Source organism: Mesorhizobium sp. CC13 (genome assembly GCF_039907765.1).
GTDB lineage: Bacteria > Pseudomonadota > Alphaproteobacteria > Rhizobiales > Rhizobiaceae > Aminobacter.
The window spans coordinates 107,088-128,053 of the sequence record NZ_JARDJI010000005.1; the positions used below are offsets into that span (position 1 = coordinate 107,088).

Here is a 20,966-nt window from a genome sequence, read left to right on the forward strand (position 1 = left end):
TTTTCGCCTCCCCCTATGCGCGCGGCAGCCCGAGCATGCGCTCGGCGATGATGTTGCGCTGGATCTCGTTCGAGCCGGCATAGATCGGCCCGGCCAGCGAGAAGAAATAGCCGTCCAGCCAGCGGCCGATGTCGCCGGCCTCGGGTGCGGAGCGCAAAAGTTCGGCGCGCGCGCCCAGGATCGACAATGCCGCCTTGTGCATGGCGATGTCCATTTCCGACCAGAATATCTTGTTGGTGCTGGCCTCGGCGCCGATGTGGCCACCTGCGGCAAGGCGCGAGGCGGTGGCATAGATCGACAGCGCATAGGCCTCGGCGTCCATCCACGACTGCAACACCGCGGCTCGCACCGTCGGCTCGACCTCGGCCTCATGCGCCTTGTACAGCTCGACCAGCTTGCGCGCCGCCACCTGGAAGCGCGCCGGGCTGCGCAGCATCAGGCCGCGTTCGAAGCCGGCGGTCGCCATGCAGATGTTCCAGCCCTCGCCCTCGCCGCCGAGGCGGTTGAAGGCGGGCACGCGCACGTCGTCGAGGAAGATTTCGGCAAAGCCGGTCTCGCCGTCGATCTGCGGGATCGCTTGAACGCGCACGCCCGGAGCGTCGAGCGGGAAGAAGATCAGCGACAGGCCCTTGTGGCGCTGCGAGGCAGGATCGGTGCGGAACAGGCCGAAAGCCCAGTCGGCGAAGACCGCGCGCGACGACCAGATCTTGTGACCCTTGAGCACATATTCGTCGCATTCGAGCACGGCAGTCGCACGCACCGAGGCGAGGTCGGAACCGGCCTGCGGCTCGGACCAGGCCTGCGCCCAGATTTCGTCGCCCGAGGCCATGGAGGTCAGGAAGCGCGCCTTCTGCTCGTCGGTACCATATTCCATCAGGGTCGGGCCGAGCAGGAAGATGCCGTTCTGGTTGACGCGCAGCGGCGCGCCAGCCCGGTAATATTCTTCCTCGAAGATCAGCCACTGGATGAGGTCGAGCCCGCGGCCGCCATAGCTCTCCGGCCAGGTGACCATGCCCCAGCGGCCGTCGGCCAGCACACGCTCCCAGGCGCGATGCGCTTCAAACCCCTCGCGACTGGTGTCGAAGGATGGCAGCGGCTTCTCGGGCACATGCATTTCGAGCCAGGAGCGCACTTCCTTACGGAAGGCCTTCTGCTCGTCGGTGTAGTTCACATCCACGCTTGGAAATTCCCGTTGGTCGGCAGCGGCGGGCTCAGGCCTCTCCGGCCTGTTTCTTGTTGGCGGCGGCCATGCTCCTGGCGTCCTGTCCGCCCAGCGTGTTGCCGGTGGTCAGGTCGTTCTGGGCATGGGCGAAATGGTGCATGTGGTAGTGCGCATCCATGGCGGTGCGCTTGCCACGCAGGTCCTCGACATGGTTGATCGCCTGCTTCGACAGCCAGAGGCCGAGGCGCGGATACTGCGCCAGCTTCTCGGCCATCGCCCGGCCGGCGCCTTCGAGTTCGTCGCGGGTCACCATCTTGTTGACCATGCCGAACTGTTCGGCGCGCGCCGCAGGCATGCGCTCGCCCATCATCAGGAACTCCTTGGCGACGCGCGGCGGCAGCTCGAAGGCGTGCGCGAAATACTCGACGCCCGGGATGCCCATGCGCACGACCGGGTCCTGGAAGAAGGCGTCGTCGGTGGCAACGATGAAGTCGCAGACCCAGGCGAGCATCAGCCCGCCGGCGACGCAGGCGCCCTGCACCAGCGCGATCGTCGGCTTCGGGATATCGCGCCAGCGGCGGCACATGCCGAGATAGACCTCGTGCTCCCGGGTGTAGAGCATCTCGGCCGCCGGCTTGTTAGTGTGGTCGGCCCACATCAGGCGGCGGTCGAAGGTCTTGTTGACGTCGCGGCCCGGCGTGCCGATGTCGTGGCCGGCCGAAAAATGCTTGCCCGCGCCGCGCAGGATGATGACCTTCACGGCGTCATCGTCGACGGCGCGCTTGAAGGCGTCGTCCAGCGCATAGGTCATCTGCGAGTTCTGGGCATTGTTGAACGTCGGGCGATTCATCGTCACCCAGGCGATCGGACCCTCGGTCTCGTAGAGAACCGGCTCGGCCGTCTCATAGGTGATGTCTGCCGTGCGCGGCTCAACCAGATCGCTCATTTCAAGGGTTTCCGCTGACAATTCAACTTCGTAGCTGACGAGAAAATTACGTTCCCCGCCAAGGGGTGCAATCGTCCAAAGGGACTAACGGCGAGCCAGGATTGTGCGTCGCACAATCACTTGCAGATCGTGTCGATCTCGGCGAGTTCGGCAGCCGACAGCTTCCACGAAGCCGCCGCCGCATTGGCCACCACCTGCTCGGGACGGGTGGCCCCCGCGATCACGCTGGAAACGATCGGCTGGCAGGCAAGCCACGAGAACGCCAGTTCGAGGATGGTGCGGCCGCGCGCCTCGCTGAAGGCGATCAGCTTCTCGACCTTGTCGAGGTTCGTGTCGGTGAGGCCGGCCTTGAAATAGGCCATGCTCATGCGCGTGTCCTCGGGCATGGCCTGGCCCCTGCGGTACTTGCCGGTCAACAGCCCGCTCGCCAGCGGGAAATAGGGCAGCAGCGTCATGCCGGTGCGGCGCATCGCCGGGAACAGTTCCGTCTCGGCCGAGCGCGAGATGAGATTGTATTCGGCCTGGGTGGATTGCAGGCCGTGCAGATTGTGGTGGCGCGAGGTCCAGCCGGCATCGACCAGCATCCAGGCGGGCAGGTTCGAGCAGCCGAGATAGCGGACCTTGCCCTGCTTCACGAGATCGTCCAGTGCCCTGAGCGTCTCCTCGATCGGCGTCTGCGGATCGGGGAAGTGATACTGGTAGAGATCGATATAGTCGGTCCTGAGGCGGCGCAGGCTGTCCTCGACAGCGCCCATGACGTAGCCGCGCGAGCCGTTGTAGCGGTTGCTCCTGTCGCGGTTCAGCGGCGAGGCGAACTTCGTTGCCAGCACCACCTCCTTGCGGCGGTCGCGGAGGATTTCGCCCAGAGTGGTCTCGGAGCCCCCGTTGACACCATAGGAGTCGGCGGTATCAAGCAGCGTGATGCCGGCATCGAGCGCAGCATGCACCACCTTGCGGGCAGCCTCGGTGTCGAGCGACCTGATCATGCCGCCGAAGTTGTTGCAGCCGAGGCCGACGATCGAAACCTCCAGGCCCGTGCGCCCGAGAACGCGCTTTTCCATCTCGTCTACTCCATCATCTACAGTAAATAAATCATTGAATTTATTTTATATTGATGAAGCTGCTGCCTTGATCATGTCGGCCGCCTTCTCGGCAATCATCACGGTCGCGGCATAGGTGTTGCCGTTGACCAGCACCGGCATGATCGACGCGTCGGCGACCCGCAGCCTCTCCACACCGCGCACCCGCAACTGCGGATCGACCACCGAGTCCCCATCGGCGCCCATCCGGCAGGTGCCAGCGGCATGATAATGCGTCACGGCCGTCGCCAGGATGTCCTCGGCGATGTCGTCGAGCGAACGGATCGGGCGTGCCGGCAACAATTCCCTGTCGAGCACGCCGCGAAGCGCCGGCTGGTTGACGATGGCGCGTGTCCTGTCGGCGCCTTCGGCCAGGATCCTGAGGTCGCGTGGATCGGAGAAATAGTTGGGCGAGATCGCAGCGTGCGCCAGGGGCTCGGCCGACTTCAGCGTCACCTGCCCGCGGCTGTAGGGCGAACCGTGATTGAGCAGCAGCGTGAAGCCGTGTTCGCGCGGCAGGATGCCGAGCACGCCCGGCCCGCGCCGGATCACGGTCGCCGGCGCCATGCATACCTGGATTTCACTGCCTTCATCGCCTTCAATGGCGTGGAAATAGCCGGATGTCGGAAACAGCCCGCGGCTCAGCACGCCGCGCCGGCGCAACGCGTATTGCGCGCCCGCCTTCAGCGCGCCCCACGGCCTGACATGGGTGTAGGCGCTGACCGGCTTGGTCGTGGTGTACATCAGCCGGTACATCGGATGGTTCTGCAGGTTCCGCCCGACTTCAGGCCGCTCGGCAGCCACCTTTATGCCCAGGCGTTGCAGGCTGGCACCCTCGCCGACGCCGGACAGCATCAGCAATTGCGGTGAATTCACCGCCCCGCCGCTCAGGATCACTTCCTTCACGGCGCGTGCCAGGCGTGTCCGCCCCTCATGTGCAAACACCACGCCCGTCGCCATTCCAGCCTCGATCACCACGCGCAGCACCGGCGCGTTGACGATCAGCGTGAGGTTCGGCCGCTTCAGCGCCGGGTGCAGGAAAGCCGCAGCCGTGCTCGAACGCCTGCCGCGCCCAACCGTGAGGTCGACATGGCCGAAGGCCTCCGCTGCGTCCTTGTTGAGATCGTCGGTCAGCGGCAGGCCTTCCTGGGCCGCCGCATCGAGGAACATGTCGCAGACGGGTGCCGTGCCCTGCCCCTTGGAAACCTGCAACGGTCCGCTGTCGCCATGGATGTCGCTGGCGCCGCGCTCGTTGGTCTCGGATTTCCTGAAATACGGCAGGACCTCGTCATAGCTCCAGCCGTCGTTGCCGAGCGCCTTCCAGTTGTCGTAGTCGCGCCGATGCCCGCGCATGTACATCATGCCGTTGATCGAGCTGGAACCGCCGACGATCCTGCCCTGCGCCCAATAGAGTTTGCGGCCGCCCAGCGCTTCCACCGGCTCGCTTTCGTAGCTCCAGTTGTAGTCCGGGTGCGTGCCGGTCACGACATTGGCGCCGGGAATGCGGATCAGCATGCCCTTGTCCAGTCCGCCGGCCTCGATGACGGCGACCCGCGCGTTCGGATTCTCGGACAGGCGGGCGGCAAGCACGCAGCCGGCAGCGCCCGCGCCGACGACGACGTAGTCGAATTCGAGATCGCTGAACGTCACGTTCTTGTCCTGAAATCTCGCCGCGCCACGCCCTTCGGCCACACCAGGCGCGCATGCTCTGCGGCAAGTTTCGTCAACGGATCGGCGACGGCCGCCTCGACGATCCGGGCTGCCTTGCGCAGGCGCAGATCGACGTGGATCGACAGGCCCTCGACGGTCGCCGCGCGGTAGTCCTGGTCGACATTCCACAATTCGTGGAAATGGTGGACGCGCTTGAGATCGGTCCACAGCACGACGCTGCGGGCCTCGAGCCGCGCATCCGGCATCAGTTCGCGCTCGTAACGAACGCTCTTCTCCAACCGGAAGAAGCTGTAGCTGGTGCGCCTGATGTAGTCGTCGTGGATGCCGAACACCTCGAACAGGTCGCTTTCGGCGATGTCGAAGACGTGGTCGTACCACGACACGTTCATGTGCCGGTTGACGTCGAGCCAATGCGGCTCGACCTTGCCTCGGAAGCTGATGTAGGGGCGCGGTGCGTTCTCGGTATCTGCGGCATTCGCGCCCGACGCCTCGTCCATGACCGCGCCCTCGTCATTCATCAACCCTTACTCCGCCGCCGCGGCCGGGGCGTTGAGCTTCTCGTCGAGCTCGGAGGCCAGGCACGAGAACTTCACCTGGCCGCGTTCGATGATCATGGCGCGGTCGGCATAGGGTGCCGTCACAGCCAGATGCTGCTCGACGATGACCACGGCCGTGCCCGTCTGCGCCCAGCGGCGCAGGAAGGCCAGGATCGGTGGCAACAATGCCTGGGCGAGTCCCATCGACGGCTCGTCGCACAGCAGCACCTTCGGCTGGGCGATGAAGGCCTGGCCAAGCGCCAGCATCTGCTGCTGTCCGCCAGAGAGATCGCGGGCGTAGAGCTTGTGCTTCTCCTTCAGGATCGGGAAGACCGCGTAGATCTCCTCGACCGCATTGTTGAAGCCGGCGCGATCACCCCGGCGAGCGGCCGCACCCATGCGCAGATTGTCGAAGACGCTGAGCTCCGGAAACACCCGGTGGCCGTCGAGCACCAGCCGCAAGCCGGACTGAGCAACCTTCTCCGGCGCATTGCCGCCGATCGCCTTGCCGTCGAGCAGGATCTCGCCACGGTCGGGCTTGTTGAAGCCGGCAATCGCCCGCATCAGCGTCGACTTGCCGGCACCGTTCTCGCCGCCGATCAGCAGGATTTCGCCCGCCTTGGCGGTCAGCGACACGTCGCGCAGCACCGGGATGGTGCCGTAGCCGGCGACCAGGTTCTTGACCTCAAGCATGGCGCGACCCCACGAACATATGCTGCACCGCCGGGTCCTTGGCGACCACGTCCGGTTTGCCAGAGGAAACCACCCGGCCCTGCTCCAATACCGTGATGGTGTCGGCAATGCCCCAGACCAGGTCGAGATCGTGCTCGACCAGGATGACGGTCTTGCCCATCTGGCGGCTCAGGAACTTGACGAGATTGGCGAAGTTGGTGCGCTCGCTCTGCGACAGGCCGGCGGCCGGCTCGTCGAACAGCACGATGGTCGCTTCCTTGAGCACCGTGCGCATCACTTCCACCAGGCGGCGCTGGCCGTGCGACAGGAGCGTGGCGGCGTCCTGGCCGAAGCTCTCCTCCATCGCCTTGGCGAGCGCGGTGATGTCGGCGCTGGCCGCGCCGACGCGGGCGTCCATGCCGATCTTCAGATTGTCCCACAGGGACATCTGGCTGAAGATGCGCGGCGCCTGGAAGGTGCGGCCGAGGCTCATGTTGGCGATGCGGTCGGCGGCCATGTTGGTGGCGTCGACGCCATTGATCATGAACGAGCCGGAGTTCAGGCGGCTGAGGCCGCTCAGCACGTTGAGCAGGCTGGTCTTGCCCGAGCCATTGGCACCGATCAGGCCATGCACCTCGCCCTTGCGGACCTTGAGGTCGACAGCGCTGACGGCAACCACTTCGCCGAACTTCTTGGTGCCGTTGCGCACCTCGACGACGATCTCCTCGCTCGGCTCGCGCACGGTCTTGCCGGCCTGCAGATCGGTCAGGAAGCCGTCGATGCGGAAGGCCTGCTCGCCGCCGCCGGTCTGCTTGCGCTTGGCGCGCAGGCGCTCGACCGAGCCGACGATGCCATCGGGGAACGCCATGACGGCGAGCAAGGTCAGGCAGCCGTACATCAGCAGGCGATACTCGACGAAGCCGGCCAAGAGGATGTTCGGCAGGATGTAGACGATCCAGATGCCAATGATCGGACCGAGCATCTGGCCGCGGCCGCCGACGACGACGGCGAAGAAGAAGACGAAGGACAGCTCGATGTTGAAACCCTGGGGGCTGACGAAGGCAACTGTCGGCAGATAGAGGATGCCGCAGATACCGGTGCCGATGGCCGCGATGACGAAGGCGATGAATCGCATCACGCCCGGCTTGATGCCGAGGGAGCGTGCCGCCTCGGGGCTCAGCGCGGCGACGAACATGCTGCGGCCGAGCCTGGAGCGGCGGATGCCGTAGTGGACGAACAGCGCGATCATCGGGAACACTGCAACTGCGATCGCCAGCGGCGACATGCTGCCCACGACCGGATTGGTCAGTGCCGGCACGGTGACGCTGATGCCGTTGATGCCGTTGGTCCACTTGTCGAGCGTCACCAGCAACTGCGGGAAGACGATCGCCGCACTCATCGTGACGAAACCGAGGTGGAAGCCCTGAACACGCAGCGCCGGCAGCGCGAACAAAAGGCCGCCCAGCATGGCGGCGGCGAGACCACCCAGGGACGCGGCCCCGAACGACCAGCCATGCAGGCCGTAGAGGATCGCCGCCACGTAAGCCGCAAGGCCGAGGATGGCACCCTGGCCGAACGACTTCTGGCCAGCATCGACGAACAGCATGTTCTGGAAGATCGCGGCGGCGATGTAGATGTTGACCAGCTGGAACGTGTGGATCCAGTAGGAGTTGCCGGCGATCACGGGGCCGAAGCCGGTGATGGCAATCAGCGCCACGCCGATCCAGACCTGCGTCAGGTCGGAGTTGAAGCGGCCTTTCGGCTTGGTTTCGGCCATGGAAACGGGTCCGGTTTGTACGTTGGTAGTGGCCTGCATGGTCACACCCGCCTTGCGCCGACGCGCCCGAAGAGGCCCTGCGGCCGGAACATGAGAATCAGCACCAGCACCAGAAGCGAAGCGAGATCCTGGTAGGCGCCGCCGACCTTGTAGGCCGTCAGCATCGCCACCACGCCCACCAGCGGACCGCCGATCAGCGTGCCGGCGTTCGAGCCGATGCCGCCGACGACGGCAGCGACGAAGCCGTTGAGCACGTATTTCAGGCCGGCGTCAGGGCTGACCGAGATGACGGGCGCCACGAGGAAGCCGACGGTGCCGACCATCAGGCCGCTGATCGCAAAGGCTATGAGCTGCAGCCGGCGCACCGGCAGGCCGGCGGCGCGGGCGGCGTCGAAATCCTGCGACAAGGCGCTGATGGCGAGGCCGATGAAGGTGCGGCGCAGGAAGAAGCGCAGCGCGAAGAACCAGAACACCATCGCGACGATCGCCAGAGCATAGGCACCGGGCGTACGGGTGCCCAGGATGCGGAAGCTCGGCACGACGCTGGAGACGGAATAGGCGAACGGCCCCTGGGTGATCATCAGCAGGGCCGCGACTATCACCGAAACCGAAACGGTGGAGATGAGCCAGCTGTCCTGCTCGACCGACGAGCGCAGCGGCAGCAGCGTGATGTAGCCCTGGAAGGCGACGACGGCCGCTATCGCCAGTCCGGTCAGCACCAGCATCAGCCCCCACTGCCCGAGGCCGACCTGGTTGGCCAGGAAGTAGGCTGCGAAACCGCCGAGGATGAACATGTTGCCCTGGGCGAAATTGAAGATGTTGGTGGCACCGTGGACGATGTTGAAGCTCATCGCGATCGTGGCGAAGATCGAGCCGATGGCGATCCCGCGTATCACGATGATCAGTATTTCGCTGAGCATAAGCTCGCCTCCCTGACCTCACTTATGAACCCGCCCTGCCTGCACCACGGGCAAGCCCGGAACGCTTACGAGGAAGGGGTATTTTGAGGTCAGCTTATGCGTGGCAGCCGATGTCGCAACATCGTTCGAACGGACTAACGGCAAATGCCCACAAACACGGCGCCAGGTCGTCGAGCGCGGGCACGGACAGAGACCGGCGATCCGAGCCGATCGCCGGCCATTCGCCGTCGCCGATAGCTAGTGCTGGCCAGACAAGGAGAAGCAGCTCTGGGCCGTATCGAACGACACTTTCGCTGCCTCCCGGAGGCCGAGGGCAGCCAATGCGGGCGAAATCACCTCAACACTGAACGGCACGGCGACACCCATGGTGTCGAGCGTCGACGCAAAGCCCCCCAGGTCGAAGCCGCCCTGCCCGCACAGCCTGCGGTTCATCGTGTCGGCTGCAATGTTTTCGAGCGGCTCCCGGTCCGCATCGTTGACCTGGACACAGAGGACCTTTTCCGCCGGGATGCGCTTCAGATCGCTCGGCGGCACGCCGGCTCGGAAGATATGCCAGCAGTCGATCACCAGCCCGGCATTTCCGATGCCTCCGATCAGGTCCAGGGCCGTATCGACGTCGCGGACATTGCCCCAGGCCACGAGCTCGAGCGCAACCGCAATGCCGTGCTGTTCCGCACGCCGACAGAGTTCGGCGAACTTCCGCCGCATCGTCTCCGGCGGAATGCCTCGCCCGATGAGGTCGGGACCGACATTCAGCACGCCGGCGCCGAGGGTGCGCGCCGCCCGCAAGGCGATCTCCTCGTTGCGCCGGGACGTTTCGCCTGCTTCGCCGTCCATGAACCAGTCCGTCAGGAATTCTATCGAGACATGCCTCATGGCGTGGCGGTCGAGCACCGCGCGCATCTCTTCATCCCCGAGGCCCCCGGCTTGCTGTTCGGCATAGTCGCGAAAGTGCAGGCACATGCCAGTGTAGCCGGCGTCGGCGCAGGCCTCGACCCGAGCGGCAAAGCCGTGACGCGACGCGACAGGGCCTCCGGGCACGACCCCGCTTATGGTGTGGGAGCTGCAGACAAATTCGCGCGACTTCATGATGCATCCTGCGACAGGCGGCCGATCCGTCCAAGATGTCGTGGCCGCTACCGGCTTACAGGTCCGTTCGGACTAGGCACATCCCAGGTGCCGGCCCAAACGAAAACCCCCGGGCATGGCCGGGGGTTCTGCTGGTCAAGGCTGTTGCCGCAACCGATGTCTTGTCCGCTTACTGCGGCAGCTTGTCGTCCACGCCCTTGACGTAGAAATTCATGCCGAGCAGCACCCCATCCTGGGCCACCTCGCCGGCCTTGAGCCATTCGCTGCCGTCCTGCTTGGTGATCGGGCCGGTGAAGGGGTTGAACTCGCCGGACTTGATCTTGGCGGTGGTTTCCTCGGCCAGCTTCTTCACGTCGTCGGGCATGTTGGTGAAGGGCGCCATCACGACGTGGCCTTCCTTCATGCCGCCCCAGACGTCCTGCTGCTTCCAGGTGCCGTCGATCACCGCCTTGACGCGTTCGATGTAATACGGGCCCCAGTCGTCGACGATCGAGGTCAACTGCGTGGTCGGGCCGAACTTGATCATGTCGGAGGCCTGGCCGAAGGCCTTGATGCCGCGCTCGGTGGCGACCTGCATGGGCGCGGTCGAATCGGTGTGCTGGGTGATGATGTCGACGCCCTGGTCGATCAGCGCCTTGGCGGCGTCGGCTTCCTTGCCCGGGTCGAACCAGGTGTTGGCCCACACGACCTTGAGCTTGAAGTCGGGATTGACCGACTGCGCGCCGAGGACGAAGGCGTTGATACCCATCACGACTTCCGGAATCGGGAAGGACGCGATGTAGCCGGCAACGCCCGCCTTCGACATCTTGGCGGCGATCACGCCCTGCACATAACGGCCTTCATAGAAGCGCGAGTTGTAGGTCGAGACGTTCGGATACTCGCGCTTGTAGCCGGTGGCGTGCTCGAACTTCACGTCCGGGAACTTTGCCGCCACCTTGTTGGTGGGGTCCATGTAGCCGAAGGACGTGGTGAAGATGATATTGCAGCCCGAACGCGCGAAGCGCTCGATGGCGCGCTCGGCGTCGGCGCCTTCCGGCACGCTTTCGAGATAGGCGGTCTCGACCTGGTCGCCCAGGGCCGCCTTCATCTGCTCGAGGCCCTGGTGATGCTGGTAAGACCAGCCGAAGTCGCCGATCGGGCCGACATAGATGAAGCAGGCCTTGGTCGCGGCTTGCGCAGTCATCGTGCCGAGAGCCAGCGCGCCGGCAATAGCGGCAAAAGACAGTAAGGTTCGTTTCATTTGGTTCTTCCTCTTTCAGTGTTGCCCGGGGGCAGATCCCATCTTTTGTCGTTCAGCGATCTGGCACAAACGGCCGCCCCAGAGAAGCCGGTGTGTTGATCATCGTCAGTCGCCTGTTGCGCGAGATTAGAACAAGGACCACGACGGTCGCCAGATAGGGGAGAGAAGAAAGTAGTTGTGAAGGAACGCCTATCCCCAACGCCTGCGCGTGGAGCTGGCCGATCGACACTGCACCGAACAGATAGGCGCCGGCAAGCACGCGCCAGGGCCGCCAGGAGGCGAAGACGACGAGCGCCAGCGCGATCCAGCCGCGGCCCGCCGTCATGTTCTCGATCCACTGCGGCGTGTAGACCAGCGACAGGTAGGCGCCGGCGAGGCCCGCGCAGGCGCCGCCGAACATCACCGCCAGATAGCGGATGCCGATGACGTTGATGCCGAGCGCGTGCGCCGAGCTGTGGTTGTCGCCGATCGAGCGCAGGGTCAGGCCGGCGCGCGTGCGGAACAGGAAGTAGGCGACCCCGCCGGCCAGCAGCAGCGAGACGTAAAACAGCGGGTCCTGGCCAAAGAACAGCTTGCCGACCAGCGGCAGGTCGGTCAGCACCGGGATGTAGACGTAGCCCATCTTCACGCCGGGCAAGCCGACGAATGCCTCGCCGAGCATGCCCGACAGGCCGAGCCCGAGCAGGGTCAACGCAAGGCCGGTGGCGACCTGATTGGTCACCAGCGTCAGGGTCAGGAAGCCGAACAGCAGCGAGAACAGCGCCCCAACGATAATCGCCGCGAGCACGCCGAGCCATGGCGAGCCGGTGGTGAGCGCCACGCCGAAGCCGGTCACGGCGCCCATGACCATCATGCCCTCGACGCCAAGATTGAGGACGCCGGAGCGCTCCACCACCAGTTCACCGATGGCCGCGATCAGCAGCGGGGTTGCGGCCGTGGCGATCGTAATCAGGATGCCTTCAAGCATTTTGCGCGGCCTCCCCGGCCTTGGTGGCGGAAGTGCGGACGAAGCGGACCCGATAGAGAATCAGAGTGTCGCAGGCGAGCACGAAGAACAGCAGCATGCCCTGGAAGGCACGGACCACCTTGTCGGACACGCCGATCGAGATCTGCGCGGCCTCGCCGCCGAGATAGGACAGCGCCAGGACCAGGCCGGACGCGATGATGCCGAGCGGGTTCAGCCGTCCGAGGAAGGCCACGATGATCGCGGCGAAGCCGTAGCCGGGCGAGATCGTCGGGCGCAGCTGGCCGATGGCGCCGGCGACCTCCGATATGCCTGCCAGCCCTGCGAGGCCGCCCGAGAGCAGGAAGGCGAAGAACACCATCCGCGACGACGAGAAGCCCGCGAAGCGGCCTGCCCGGGGGCTCTGCCCCAGCACCATGATCTCGAACCCCCTCAGCGTGCGGGACAGCACGAACCAGAGGGCAAGGGCCGCGACGATGGCAAAGACGAACCCCCAGTGCGCGCGACCCGAAGCCGACCAGATCTCGGGCAGCACGGCGCTCGGGTTGAAGTTGCGCGTTTCCGGGAAGTTCAGCCCTTCCGGGTTGCGCCATGGTCCGCGCACCATCCAGTCGAGGAAAAGCTGCGCGACATAGACCAGCATCAGGCTGGTCAGGATCTCGTTGGTGTTGAAGCGCACCTTGAGGAAGGCGGGGATCGCGGCATAGGCCGCACCGCCGGCAATGCCCATCAGCAGCATCAGCGGTAGCACGATCCAGGACTGGAAGGTCGGGAACATGACCGGCAGGATCGAACCTGTGATCGCGCCGACGATGAACTGGCCTTCCGCCCCGATGTTCCAGTTGTTGGAGAGGTAGCAGATGGACAGGCCCACCGCGATCAGGATCAGCGGAGCGGCCTTGACCGCGAGCTCATGCAGCGACCAGACCTCGCGCAGCGGATCGATGAAGTAGTAGTAGAGCGCCTCGACCGGGCTCTTGCCCAAGAGCGAGAACATGATGGCGCCGGCAACGAGCGTGAGCGCAAGCGCAATGAAGGGCGAGAGCGCGGCAAACAGAGCGGAGCGCTCGGGCCGCTTGACGAGTTCGATCCGCATCACGCGACCTCCTGGGCATGATCGACATGGCCCGGCTCGGCGCCGCCCATGAGCAGGCCGATGCGCTCGAGCGTGGCTTCGGCGATCGGGATGGGCTTGGACAGCTCGCCATTGTGCATGACGGATATCGAATCCGAGATCTCGAACAATTCGTCGAGGTCCTGGCTGATGACCAGCACCGCCGAGCCGCTGCGCGCCAGTTCGATGAGCGCCTGGCGGATGCGGGCGGCGGCACCCGCGTCGACGCCCCAGGTCGGCTGGTTGACCACCATCACCGAAGGATTGCGGTCGAGTTCGCGGCCGATGATGAATTTCTGCAGGTTGCCGCCCGAAAGTGCCGCGGCTTCCGGGTCAGGCGCGCTCTTGCGCACGTCCATCACCTGGATGATGCGCTGCGCGGCCTGCTGGATGGCGCCGGATTTCACCACGCCGGCTCCACCGACGAAGGCCCTCGCGTCGGTCGCATGGCGCGACAGCAGCAGATTGTCCGACAGCCTCATGCGCGGCGCAGCGCCATGGCCGAGACGTTCCTCGGGGACGAAGGCGGCCCCGAGCATGCGGCGCGCCGATATCCCCATGCGGCCGGCCGACTTGCCGCGGATGCGGACGGCGTCGGCACTCTCCTGCAGCGCCTCGCCGGAGATCGCTTCGAACAGCTCACCCTGGCCGTTGCCGGCGACACCGGCAATGCCGATCACTTCGCCGCCGTGCACGTTGAGCCAGATGTCCTTGAGCGGCATGGCGAACGGGCTTGCCGGCTTGCGGCTGAGACCGCGGATGCTGAGCAGTTCCTCGCCAACGACCGCGGCGGTGGTGCGCTCAGCCATCTTCACGTCGCTGCCGACCATCATCCGGGCCAGCGACGCCGGCGTTTCTTGGCGCGGGTCGCAATGACCGACGACCTTGCCGTGGCGGAGCACGGTGGCCCGGTCGCACATGCGCTTCACCTCTTCGAGGCGGTGCGAGATGTAGAGGATCGACTTGCCTTCCGAGCGGAGGCGTTCGAGCGTCTCGAACAGCTTGTCGGCCTCCTGCGGCGTCAGCACCGAGGTGGGCTCGTCGAGGATGATCAGGTCCGGCGTCTGCAGCAGGCAGCGGATGATCTCGATGCGCTGGCGTTCGCCGACGGACAGGTCGCCGACCAGCGATTCCGGGTCGAGCGGCAGGCCGTAGCTGTAGGACAGCGCCCGCGACTTGGCGGCGATGGTGCTGATCGGCGTGTCGTCGGCCAGCGACAGCGCGATGTTCTCGGCGGCGGTCAGCGCCTCGAACAGCGAGAAATGCTGGAACACCATGCCGATGCCGAGTTTCTTGGCGACGCCGGGGCTGGTGATCCTGACCGGCTGGCCGTTCCAGCGGATTTCGCCGGCATTCGGCTCCAGCGAGCCGAACAGCATCTTCACCAGCGTCGACTTGCCGGCGCCGTTCTCGCCGAGAAGGGCATGGATTTCGCCCTTGGCGACAGTGAGATCTATCTGATCGCACGCCTTGAGCGTGCCGAATATCTTCGTCAGGCCGCGAACCTCGAGCAGGTTCGGACCGTTAGCAGCAGGGGTTGTGTCCACAACGCCTCCCATTGGTCAGTTCTTTTTTATGTTCCCGGGAGCATGGTAGGCGTGCCCTGCTCCCACCGCAAAGCGTCCAGTAATGAGAAACTTTTTCAAGAAATCATGCGAGAATTCATGGGATGAGCACCGTCGCCCCGGTGGTCTTTCGCCCCTCGAGGTCGGCGTGAGCTTGGGCTGCATCGCGTAAAGCATAACGCTGGTTGATCCTGATCTCGACGGCGCCCTTCAAGACCACGTCGAAGAGCGCTTCGGCAGAACGGACAAGATCCTCGCGACGCGCATTATACGCGAAAATCGTCGGGCGCGTTGCATAGAGCGAACCCTTCTGCGCGAGCAGCGAAATGCTGAAGGGCGGGATGGGGCCGGAGGACTGGCCGAAGCTCACGAACGTGCCCATGGGCTTCAGGCAATCGAGCGAGGCCGGGAAGGTGTCGTTGCCGACGGAATCGTAGACCACGTCGCATTTCCTGCCCCCGGTGATGGCCGCCACTTCGGCGACGAAGTCCTGGTCGCGGTAGTTGACGACGTGGTCGAACCCGTGTGCCCTGGCGATTTCGGCTTTCTCTGCCGATCCGACCGTTCCGATCACCGTCGCGCCGAGATGCCTGGCCCATTGGCCGAGGATCAGGCCCACGCCCCCGGCCGCGGCATGATAGAGGATCGTATCGCCCGGCTTGACCTTGAAGGTCCTGAGCAAAAGGTACTCCGCCGTCATGCCCTTGAGCATCATGGCGGCTGCCTGCTCGTCGCCGATGCCCTCCGGCACCTCGACCAGCTTGTCGGCGGCGATGACGCGCCGTTCGCAGTAGGCGCCGGTCGGGACGGCATAGGCGACGCGGTCGCCGGGTTTCAGCCGGTCGACGCCCTCGCCCACCTCCAGCACCACGCCGGCGGCCTCGCCACCCGGCGTCACGGGCATGCCGGCGGGAGCCGGGTAGAGGCCCGTACGGAAATAGACGTCGATGAAGTTGAGGCCGATCGCCGTATGCCGGACGAGCACTTCGCCGCGACCGGGACGGCCGGGGTCTACGTCTTCGTAGACAAGAGCCTCGGGTCCACCATGGACATGCACCCTGATCGCCTTGGACATCGGATCAGTCCCTCCGTGCACCGAGTTTTGGAAACAGCTGCATCACGCCGCCGATGAAGAAGAGATAGACGCCGCTGATGGCGATGCCGAGCTTGACCCAGTCGCTGGCCTGCATCTGCTGCAAAAGCGCGACCGCGCCGAATGCGCACCAGATCAGCGTCATCGGAAGGTTGATGTTCCTCAGCCGGATGACCCGCACCGGATGCAGGAAATTCATCGGCACGAAGGTGAGGATGCCGGCGACGACCACCGCCCCGAACGAGACCCACTGGTTCGGCTCGATGACGAACAGGGTGAAGACCACCATGTTCCAGACGACCGGGAACCCCTTGAAGAAGTTCTCCTTGGTCTTCATGCCGGTGTCGGCATAGTAGATCGCACTCGACACGACGATGATGGCGCCCGACAGGAACGACAGGCCCTCGCCCATGAAGCCGCGCTGGTAGAGCGCAAAGGCCGGGATGAGCACATAGGTGACGTAGTCGATGATGTTGTCGAGGAGTTCGCCCGACCATGTCGGCAGGATTTCCTTGACCTCGAGCTTGCGCGCGATCGGCCCGTCGATGCCGTCGACGAACAGCGCCAGGCCGAGCCACCAGAACATGGCGGTCCAGCGTTCCTCGCTCGCGGCCACGAGCGAGACGAAGGCCAGGAACGAGCCTGATGCCGTCAGCAGATGAACCGAAAATGCGCGGGCCTGCGGCCAGGTGACTTTTTTTGGCTTCACGGTCCCCGCCAATCCAGTTTGCAGATTTCAGCCGAGCGGCCGGCGAAGTTCCAGTTGCGGCCGAAGGCGCGCATCCGGCTCTTGTCCGACTTCGCCACGATGATTTCTGGTGCGATCCAGTATTCCGAATTGGTGATTACCGTATCGCTTTCGCTACTCTTGCCGGGGATCGGCGTCACCGCCCCGTCGATGATCTTGGGAATCTGGAAGAGGCGGGTGCGGTCCCTGGTCTCGTAGGTGATCGGCACCTGCTCGACGCCGAGGAACTTGCCGACGAGGATAGAGAGCAGCGACGTGGTGCCCCCGGCCTTGCCGGTGAAGATCCTGGTGAATGCCTTGGTCGCGTGGATAGAGGCGCGCTTGTCTATGAACAGCCCGGCGGTCCAGTTGCCGCGGCTCATATAGCCAGGAATCTCCATGATCAGCCCGAGATTGAGACCGGAAAGGTCCACGTCGCCGAAATGGCCGCTGTCGACGCGGAAACCGGCCCAGGTCTGGCAGTAGCCTTCCGTCGGCGGGTGGTTGCCGAGCGACAGCACGCAGGGGCAGAACACGGTGCAATTGCAGGACAGCACGAGCTCTCCCTTCATTGCCCAGCTCTGGTCAGCCATCGTTGCCTCCCCTTCTCAGACCGCACTTAATAGCAGGGCTCCCGCCCAGACAAGCAGTATCGCGCCTGCGACACGCGACGGAAGGGAACCCGCCATCTGTTTCTCGAACAACGTAAAAATCCCGATCAGGGCCATCCAGAAGAGGTTCATGAGGCCGACCGAGAACATCACCAGCATGAGGGCCCAGCAGCAACCGACGCACCAGAAACCCTGCTGGATGCCGAGCCGGAATATGCGCGACGGCCGCGTGCTCCAACGGCCGAAGAGGATCGAAAACGGACTCCGGCATTTGTGCAGGCAGGCCGCCTTGAACCCGCTGAACTGGTAGAGCCCGGCAAGCGCGAGCGCGGCCGCCGCGGCAACGCCCTGCACTGGCGCAAGCGGATCGGCGGCGGACGCGACCGCCTGGATTACGAGCGTCAGCGCCGCAAATCCGGCGGACACCACGAGCCATACCGAAAGATAGCCGGCGACGAGGACAAGGGGGTGGACGACGGCTTCGCTCTTCGCCCGTGCCGTGTCGGCAATCTCGCAATAGGTCCGGATCATCGGGGCGGCCGAAGGCAGCATCATCGCCACCGACATCAACAGCCACATGGCGGAAAGCACGGCCAGCCGCGGCCAGATGCCGCCGCCGAGCGGTTGCGGGGACAGGCAGAGTGCGATCAGAGTGTCGAACCAGCCGGGCCACGGCAGGTCCGGCAAGGCGCGCAGCAACGCGTCACCCGGCGCGGACAGGCCGGGTGCCCGGGTGCCGGCGACGCGGACAGCCATGGCGAGCAACACGGCCCAGGACAGGGCGACGGCTGTGCCCAGCACCGCATAGACTGCCGCGCGTGGACGTTGCGCCGCGAAAGCGGCGGCCCGGCCGGCAGCGTCGAGATTGCGGAAATCGTCCAGCTGATCGCCCATCGCAATCGAATGGGCTGAATCGCCGCGTTGATCAATGGCTTAGGCCTGCAATATATGCGGATATCCGAGTCCTTACAGGACGTCGCAGCATGGACGGCGGCAGATGAGCGTCGACAATCACACCCGTATCCTCGTCGCCGGCACGGGACCGGTCGGAATGATCTCGGCGCTCGCCTTTGCCGGCGCCGGTTTCGACGTGGTTCTCGCCGGTCCGCCGGCGCGCGCCGACGACGGCCGCACCACGGCGCTCATGGTGCCGGCGCTCAAGGTCCTCGACCGCCTCGGCGTGCTCGCAGAGCTGTCGAAGGGCGCGGCACCCCTGAAGGTCATGCGCATCATCGACGGCACCGCCCGGCTTATCCGCAGCCCCATGGTCACGTTCCGCGCCGGCGAGATCGGCGAGGAGCATTTCGGCTTCAACTTCCAGAATCGCGTGCTCAACGCCGTGCTGGAGAATGCCGTCACCGAACATGCGGGGATCGCATGGCGGCGCACGCTGGTCGAAAGCTGGAAGCTCGGGGAAGGCGGGGTCGTGGCCACGCTGTCGGACGGCGAAACGGTGGAGGCGCGGCTCGCCGTCGCTGCCGACGGCCGCAATTCGCCGGCGCGCCAGGCCGCCGGCATCTCGGCCACCTCGAGGACCTTGCCGCAGGCGGCCCTGGTGCTGAACTTCGCCCACGGCCGCGACCACGCCTTCACTTCGACCGAGTTCCACACCGAGACCGGCCCGTTCACCCAGGTGCCGCTGCCCGGGCGCCGTTCGAGCCTCGTCTGGGTAGTGAGGCCCGAGACGGCAAGGCAACTGGCCGAGCTCGACGACGCGGCCCTGTCGCTGCGGGTCGAACAGCAGATGCAATCGATGCTCGGCCGGGTGACGGTCGAAGGAGGCCGGCAGATCTATCCGTTGTCGACGTCGCTGCCGTTGCGCTTCGCCGGCAAACGGGTAGCGCTGGTCGGCGAGGCGGCACATGTCTTCCCGCCCATCGGCGCCCAGGGCCTGAACCTCGGCATCAGGGACGTCGAGCAACTCGTTGCAATGGCTTCGAAACATGCGGACGATCCCGGGGCGGCGGCGGCACTGGCAGCCTATGATTCCGCCCGCAGGCCGGACATCCTGGCCCGCACCGGTGCGGTCAACCTGCTCAACATGTCGCTGCTGTCCGACATGCTTCCGGCCCAGCTCGCCCGGGGCCTCGGGCTCAACCTGCTCGGCGGCCTCTCGCCCGTGCGCGCCTTCTTCATGCGCGAGGGGCTCAGGCCCGGCAGCGGCTTTGCCGCGCTCGCCTCCTCCCTCAGGGCGCCGCGGCGGGGTTCCCCGACTACGGCCGAATAGGCCTACGGAAACAGGTCCGGCGGCAGGATGCCGTTCTGGATCATGTACAGCAGACCGGTCACGGTCAGCACCGAGGCACAGGTGGTGATCAATACGCTCGCCGAAGCGCGTTCGACCCATACGCCGTATTGCTGAGCGATGACGAACACGTTTGTGGCGGTGGGCAGTGCCGCGAGCAGCACCGCGGAGAACAGCCAGGCGGGCGAGAAATTGCCGACCCAGCTCAGCACCACGTAGCACAAGAGCGGATGCACGATCAGCTTGAGGATGGCGATCGGCGCAATTTCGTGCGGGACGCGCTTCAGCGGGCGCAATGCCAGCGTCACGCCCATGGCGAACAGCGCGCAAGGGGCGGCCGCGCGCGACAGGTACTCGAGGAAGCGTTCGACCGGCAGCGGCGGGCGAAACTCGGCATAGGCGGCGAGCACCCCCAGGGCGGTCGCGATGATGAAGGGGTGGAACGCGATCTTCTTGAAGACATCGGCCGCCACGCTCCTGGGCGAGCGCCGCTCGTCACCGGCCAGCGCCATCGTCAAGGGCGCGACGGTGAAGTGCATGATGTTCTCGAAGCAGAAGATCAGGGCCACCGGCACCGCCGCCTCCTCGCCGAAGGCAAGCAGCGCCAGCCCGGGACCCATATAGCCGATGTTGCCATAGGCCGCGGCCAGCCCCTTGACCGTGGATTCGGCGATTTCGCCGCGCCCTCTGACGAAGGAGACGGCAAACATCGAGGCGAAGATGGTGAAGGTCGAGAACACCGCACCGAGGATGTAACCCCATTCGGTCAGCCGCTCGAACGGGGTCTTGGCCAGGAGCTGGAAGAACAGCGCCGGCAGTGCCACGTAGACGATGAACGTCGTCATCCATCCCAGCGCCTCCAGCGGCTGGCGCGTGAGACGGGCGACTGCATAGCCGACGAAGATGAGCCCGAAGAACGGGAGTACCAGACCGATCACGTCAGACATGCAGAGGCTCCCGCAGCGTCCCCCGGGTCATGCGACCGGCCACATGCCCGTCGCCTGGGCAAGCCGGTAGCGCGCGGCTCCGACGGCAGTCAAGCGCCACGCCATTGAAATGGCCGGGCGGGCGGGCCAAATAGGGCTAAGCCCGGCGCACGGCCAAAAGCTGCGGTCCTGGCTTCAACCTGCAACCTAAATAGTTGATTTGGCGTATGATCAGGCAGATCATATGCAGGCATGGTAACGAACATGAAGACGGCGAAGTTCTCGATCGGACAGGTGGTTCGCCACCGCGTGTTCCCCTTCCGCGGCGTAATTTTCGATGTCGATCCGGAATTCTCCAACACCGAAGAGTGGTACGAGGCCATCCCGGCAGCCGTGCGCCCCAGCCGCGACCAGCCCTTCTACCACCTGCTCGCGGAAAATTCGGAGACGGAGTACGTCGCCTACGTATCGGAGCAGAACCTGCTCGAGGACCATACCGGAGAGCCGGTCCGCCACCCGCAGGTGGGGGAGTATTTCGACAAGGCGCCCGACGGCGGCTACGTGCTCAAGCCGCGCATCAGCCATTGATCGCGGACTGTCGGGCGGACACAAAAAAAGCGAGGCTCGAG

General features: G+C 65.2%; 20 protein-coding genes. 2 read left to right on the forward strand and 18 right to left on the reverse strand.

The annotated features are described in order from the left end of the window. Positions 1–13: 13 nt before the first annotated feature. The 17 genes from PV773_RS09780 to PV773_RS09860 form a co-directional block, all read right to left on the reverse strand. On the reverse strand, positions 14–1,177 hold the full coding sequence (locus tag PV773_RS09780; protein WP_347966176.1) for an acyl-CoA dehydrogenase family protein: 1,164 nt from the start codon (positions 1,175–1,177) through the stop codon (positions 14–16). Positions 1,178–1,211: 34 nt separating this feature from the next. After that, positions 1,212–2,108, reverse strand: a complete 897-nt coding sequence (locus PV773_RS09785) for an enoyl-CoA hydratase (protein WP_347966177.1) — start codon at positions 2,106–2,108, stop codon at positions 1,212–1,214. Between the two features lie 116 nt (positions 2,109–2,224). Next, positions 2,225–3,169: an aldo/keto reductase gene (locus PV773_RS09790; protein WP_347966178.1), complete on the reverse strand. Its 945-nt coding sequence runs from the start codon at positions 3,167–3,169 to the stop codon at positions 2,225–2,227. 45 nt (positions 3,170–3,214) lie between these two features. Continuing rightward, positions 3,215–4,837 carry a GMC family oxidoreductase N-terminal domain-containing protein gene (locus PV773_RS09795; protein WP_347966179.1) on the reverse strand — a complete coding sequence of 541 codons (1,623 nt, stop codon included), beginning with the start codon at positions 4,835–4,837 and terminating at the stop codon, positions 3,215–3,217. Beyond that, positions 4,834–5,376 carry a thioesterase family protein gene (locus PV773_RS09800; RefSeq protein WP_347966180.1) on the reverse strand — a complete coding sequence of 181 codons (543 nt, stop codon included), beginning with the start codon at positions 5,374–5,376 and terminating at the stop codon, positions 4,834–4,836. Before PV773_RS09800 ends, PV773_RS09795 begins: the two co-directional genes overlap by 4 nt. 6 nt (positions 5,377–5,382) lie before the next feature. Next, complete coding sequence (locus tag PV773_RS09805) at positions 5,383–6,087, reverse strand: ABC transporter ATP-binding protein (RefSeq protein WP_347966181.1); 705 nt, start codon at positions 6,085–6,087, stop codon at positions 5,383–5,385. After that, positions 6,080–7,843 (reverse strand): ATP-binding cassette domain-containing protein, encoded by a 1,764-nt coding sequence (locus PV773_RS09810; protein ID WP_347966182.1) that lies wholly within the window; start codon positions 7,841–7,843, stop codon positions 6,080–6,082. The genes PV773_RS09805 and PV773_RS09810 overlap by 8 nt, the downstream gene beginning before the upstream one ends. Positions 7,844–7,884: 41 nt before the next feature. After that, a complete protein-coding gene (locus tag PV773_RS09815; RefSeq protein ID WP_347966183.1) occupies positions 7,885–8,763 on the reverse strand; it encodes a branched-chain amino acid ABC transporter permease in 879 nt (292 codons plus the stop codon). Between the two features lie 237 nt (positions 8,764–9,000). After that, the gene (locus PV773_RS09820; protein WP_347966184.1) at positions 9,001–9,852 is read right to left on the reverse strand and encodes a sugar phosphate isomerase/epimerase family protein; all 852 of its coding nucleotides are present in this window, start codon (positions 9,850–9,852) and stop codon (positions 9,001–9,003) included. Between the two features lie 169 nt (positions 9,853–10,021). Beyond that, the gene (locus PV773_RS09825; protein ID WP_347966185.1) at positions 10,022–11,092 is read right to left on the reverse strand and encodes a BMP family ABC transporter substrate-binding protein; all 1,071 of its coding nucleotides are present in this window, start codon (positions 11,090–11,092) and stop codon (positions 10,022–10,024) included. 52 nt (positions 11,093–11,144) lie between these two features. After that, the gene (locus PV773_RS09830; protein WP_347966186.1) at positions 11,145–12,059 is read right to left on the reverse strand and encodes an ABC transporter permease; all 915 of its coding nucleotides are present in this window, start codon (positions 12,057–12,059) and stop codon (positions 11,145–11,147) included. Next, positions 12,052–13,152, reverse strand: a complete 1,101-nt coding sequence (locus PV773_RS09835; protein ID WP_347966187.1) for an ABC transporter permease — start codon at positions 13,150–13,152, stop codon at positions 12,052–12,054. Before PV773_RS09835 ends, PV773_RS09830 begins: the two co-directional genes overlap by 8 nt. After that, on the reverse strand, positions 13,152–14,729 hold the full coding sequence (locus PV773_RS09840) for an ABC transporter ATP-binding protein (RefSeq protein WP_347966188.1): 1,578 nt from the start codon (positions 14,727–14,729) through the stop codon (positions 13,152–13,154). The genes PV773_RS09835 and PV773_RS09840 overlap by 1 nt, the downstream gene beginning before the upstream one ends. A 103-nt stretch (positions 14,730–14,832) precedes the next feature. Beyond that, positions 14,833–15,810, reverse strand: a complete 978-nt coding sequence (locus PV773_RS09845; RefSeq protein ID WP_347966189.1) for a quinone oxidoreductase — start codon at positions 15,808–15,810, stop codon at positions 14,833–14,835. 4 nt (positions 15,811–15,814) lie between these two features. After that, positions 15,815–16,537, reverse strand: a complete 723-nt coding sequence (gene pcsA, locus PV773_RS09850) for a phosphatidylcholine synthase (protein ID WP_347966190.1) — start codon at positions 16,535–16,537, stop codon at positions 15,815–15,817. Continuing rightward, the gene (locus PV773_RS09855) at positions 16,534–17,148 is read right to left on the reverse strand and encodes a DUF1326 domain-containing protein (RefSeq protein WP_347966191.1); all 615 of its coding nucleotides are present in this window, start codon (positions 17,146–17,148) and stop codon (positions 16,534–16,536) included. The genes pcsA and PV773_RS09855 overlap by 4 nt, the downstream gene beginning before the upstream one ends. Before the next feature lie 15 nt (positions 17,149–17,163). Continuing rightward, on the reverse strand, positions 17,164–18,060 hold the full coding sequence (locus PV773_RS09860; protein WP_347966192.1) for a DUF2182 domain-containing protein: 897 nt from the start codon (positions 18,058–18,060) through the stop codon (positions 17,164–17,166). Positions 18,061–18,163: 103 nt separating this feature from the next. Between PV773_RS09860 and PV773_RS09865 the strand changes: the two genes are divergently transcribed. Beyond that, positions 18,164–19,393, forward strand: coding sequence for a UbiH/UbiF family hydroxylase (locus PV773_RS09865; RefSeq protein ID WP_347966193.1), 1,230 nt, complete (start codon positions 18,164–18,166; stop codon positions 19,391–19,393). 2 nt (positions 19,394–19,395) lie between these two features. Here PV773_RS09865 and PV773_RS09870 read toward each other — a convergent pair whose 3' ends face one another. Then, complete coding sequence (locus PV773_RS09870; RefSeq protein WP_347966194.1) at positions 19,396–20,358, reverse strand: AEC family transporter; 963 nt, start codon at positions 20,356–20,358, stop codon at positions 19,396–19,398. A 243-nt stretch (positions 20,359–20,601) separates the two neighbouring features. Between PV773_RS09870 and hspQ the strand changes: the two genes are divergently transcribed. Then, positions 20,602–20,925, forward strand: coding sequence for a heat shock protein HspQ (gene hspQ, locus PV773_RS09875; protein ID WP_347966195.1), 324 nt, complete (start codon positions 20,602–20,604; stop codon positions 20,923–20,925). Positions 20,926–20,966 lie beyond the last annotated feature (41 nt).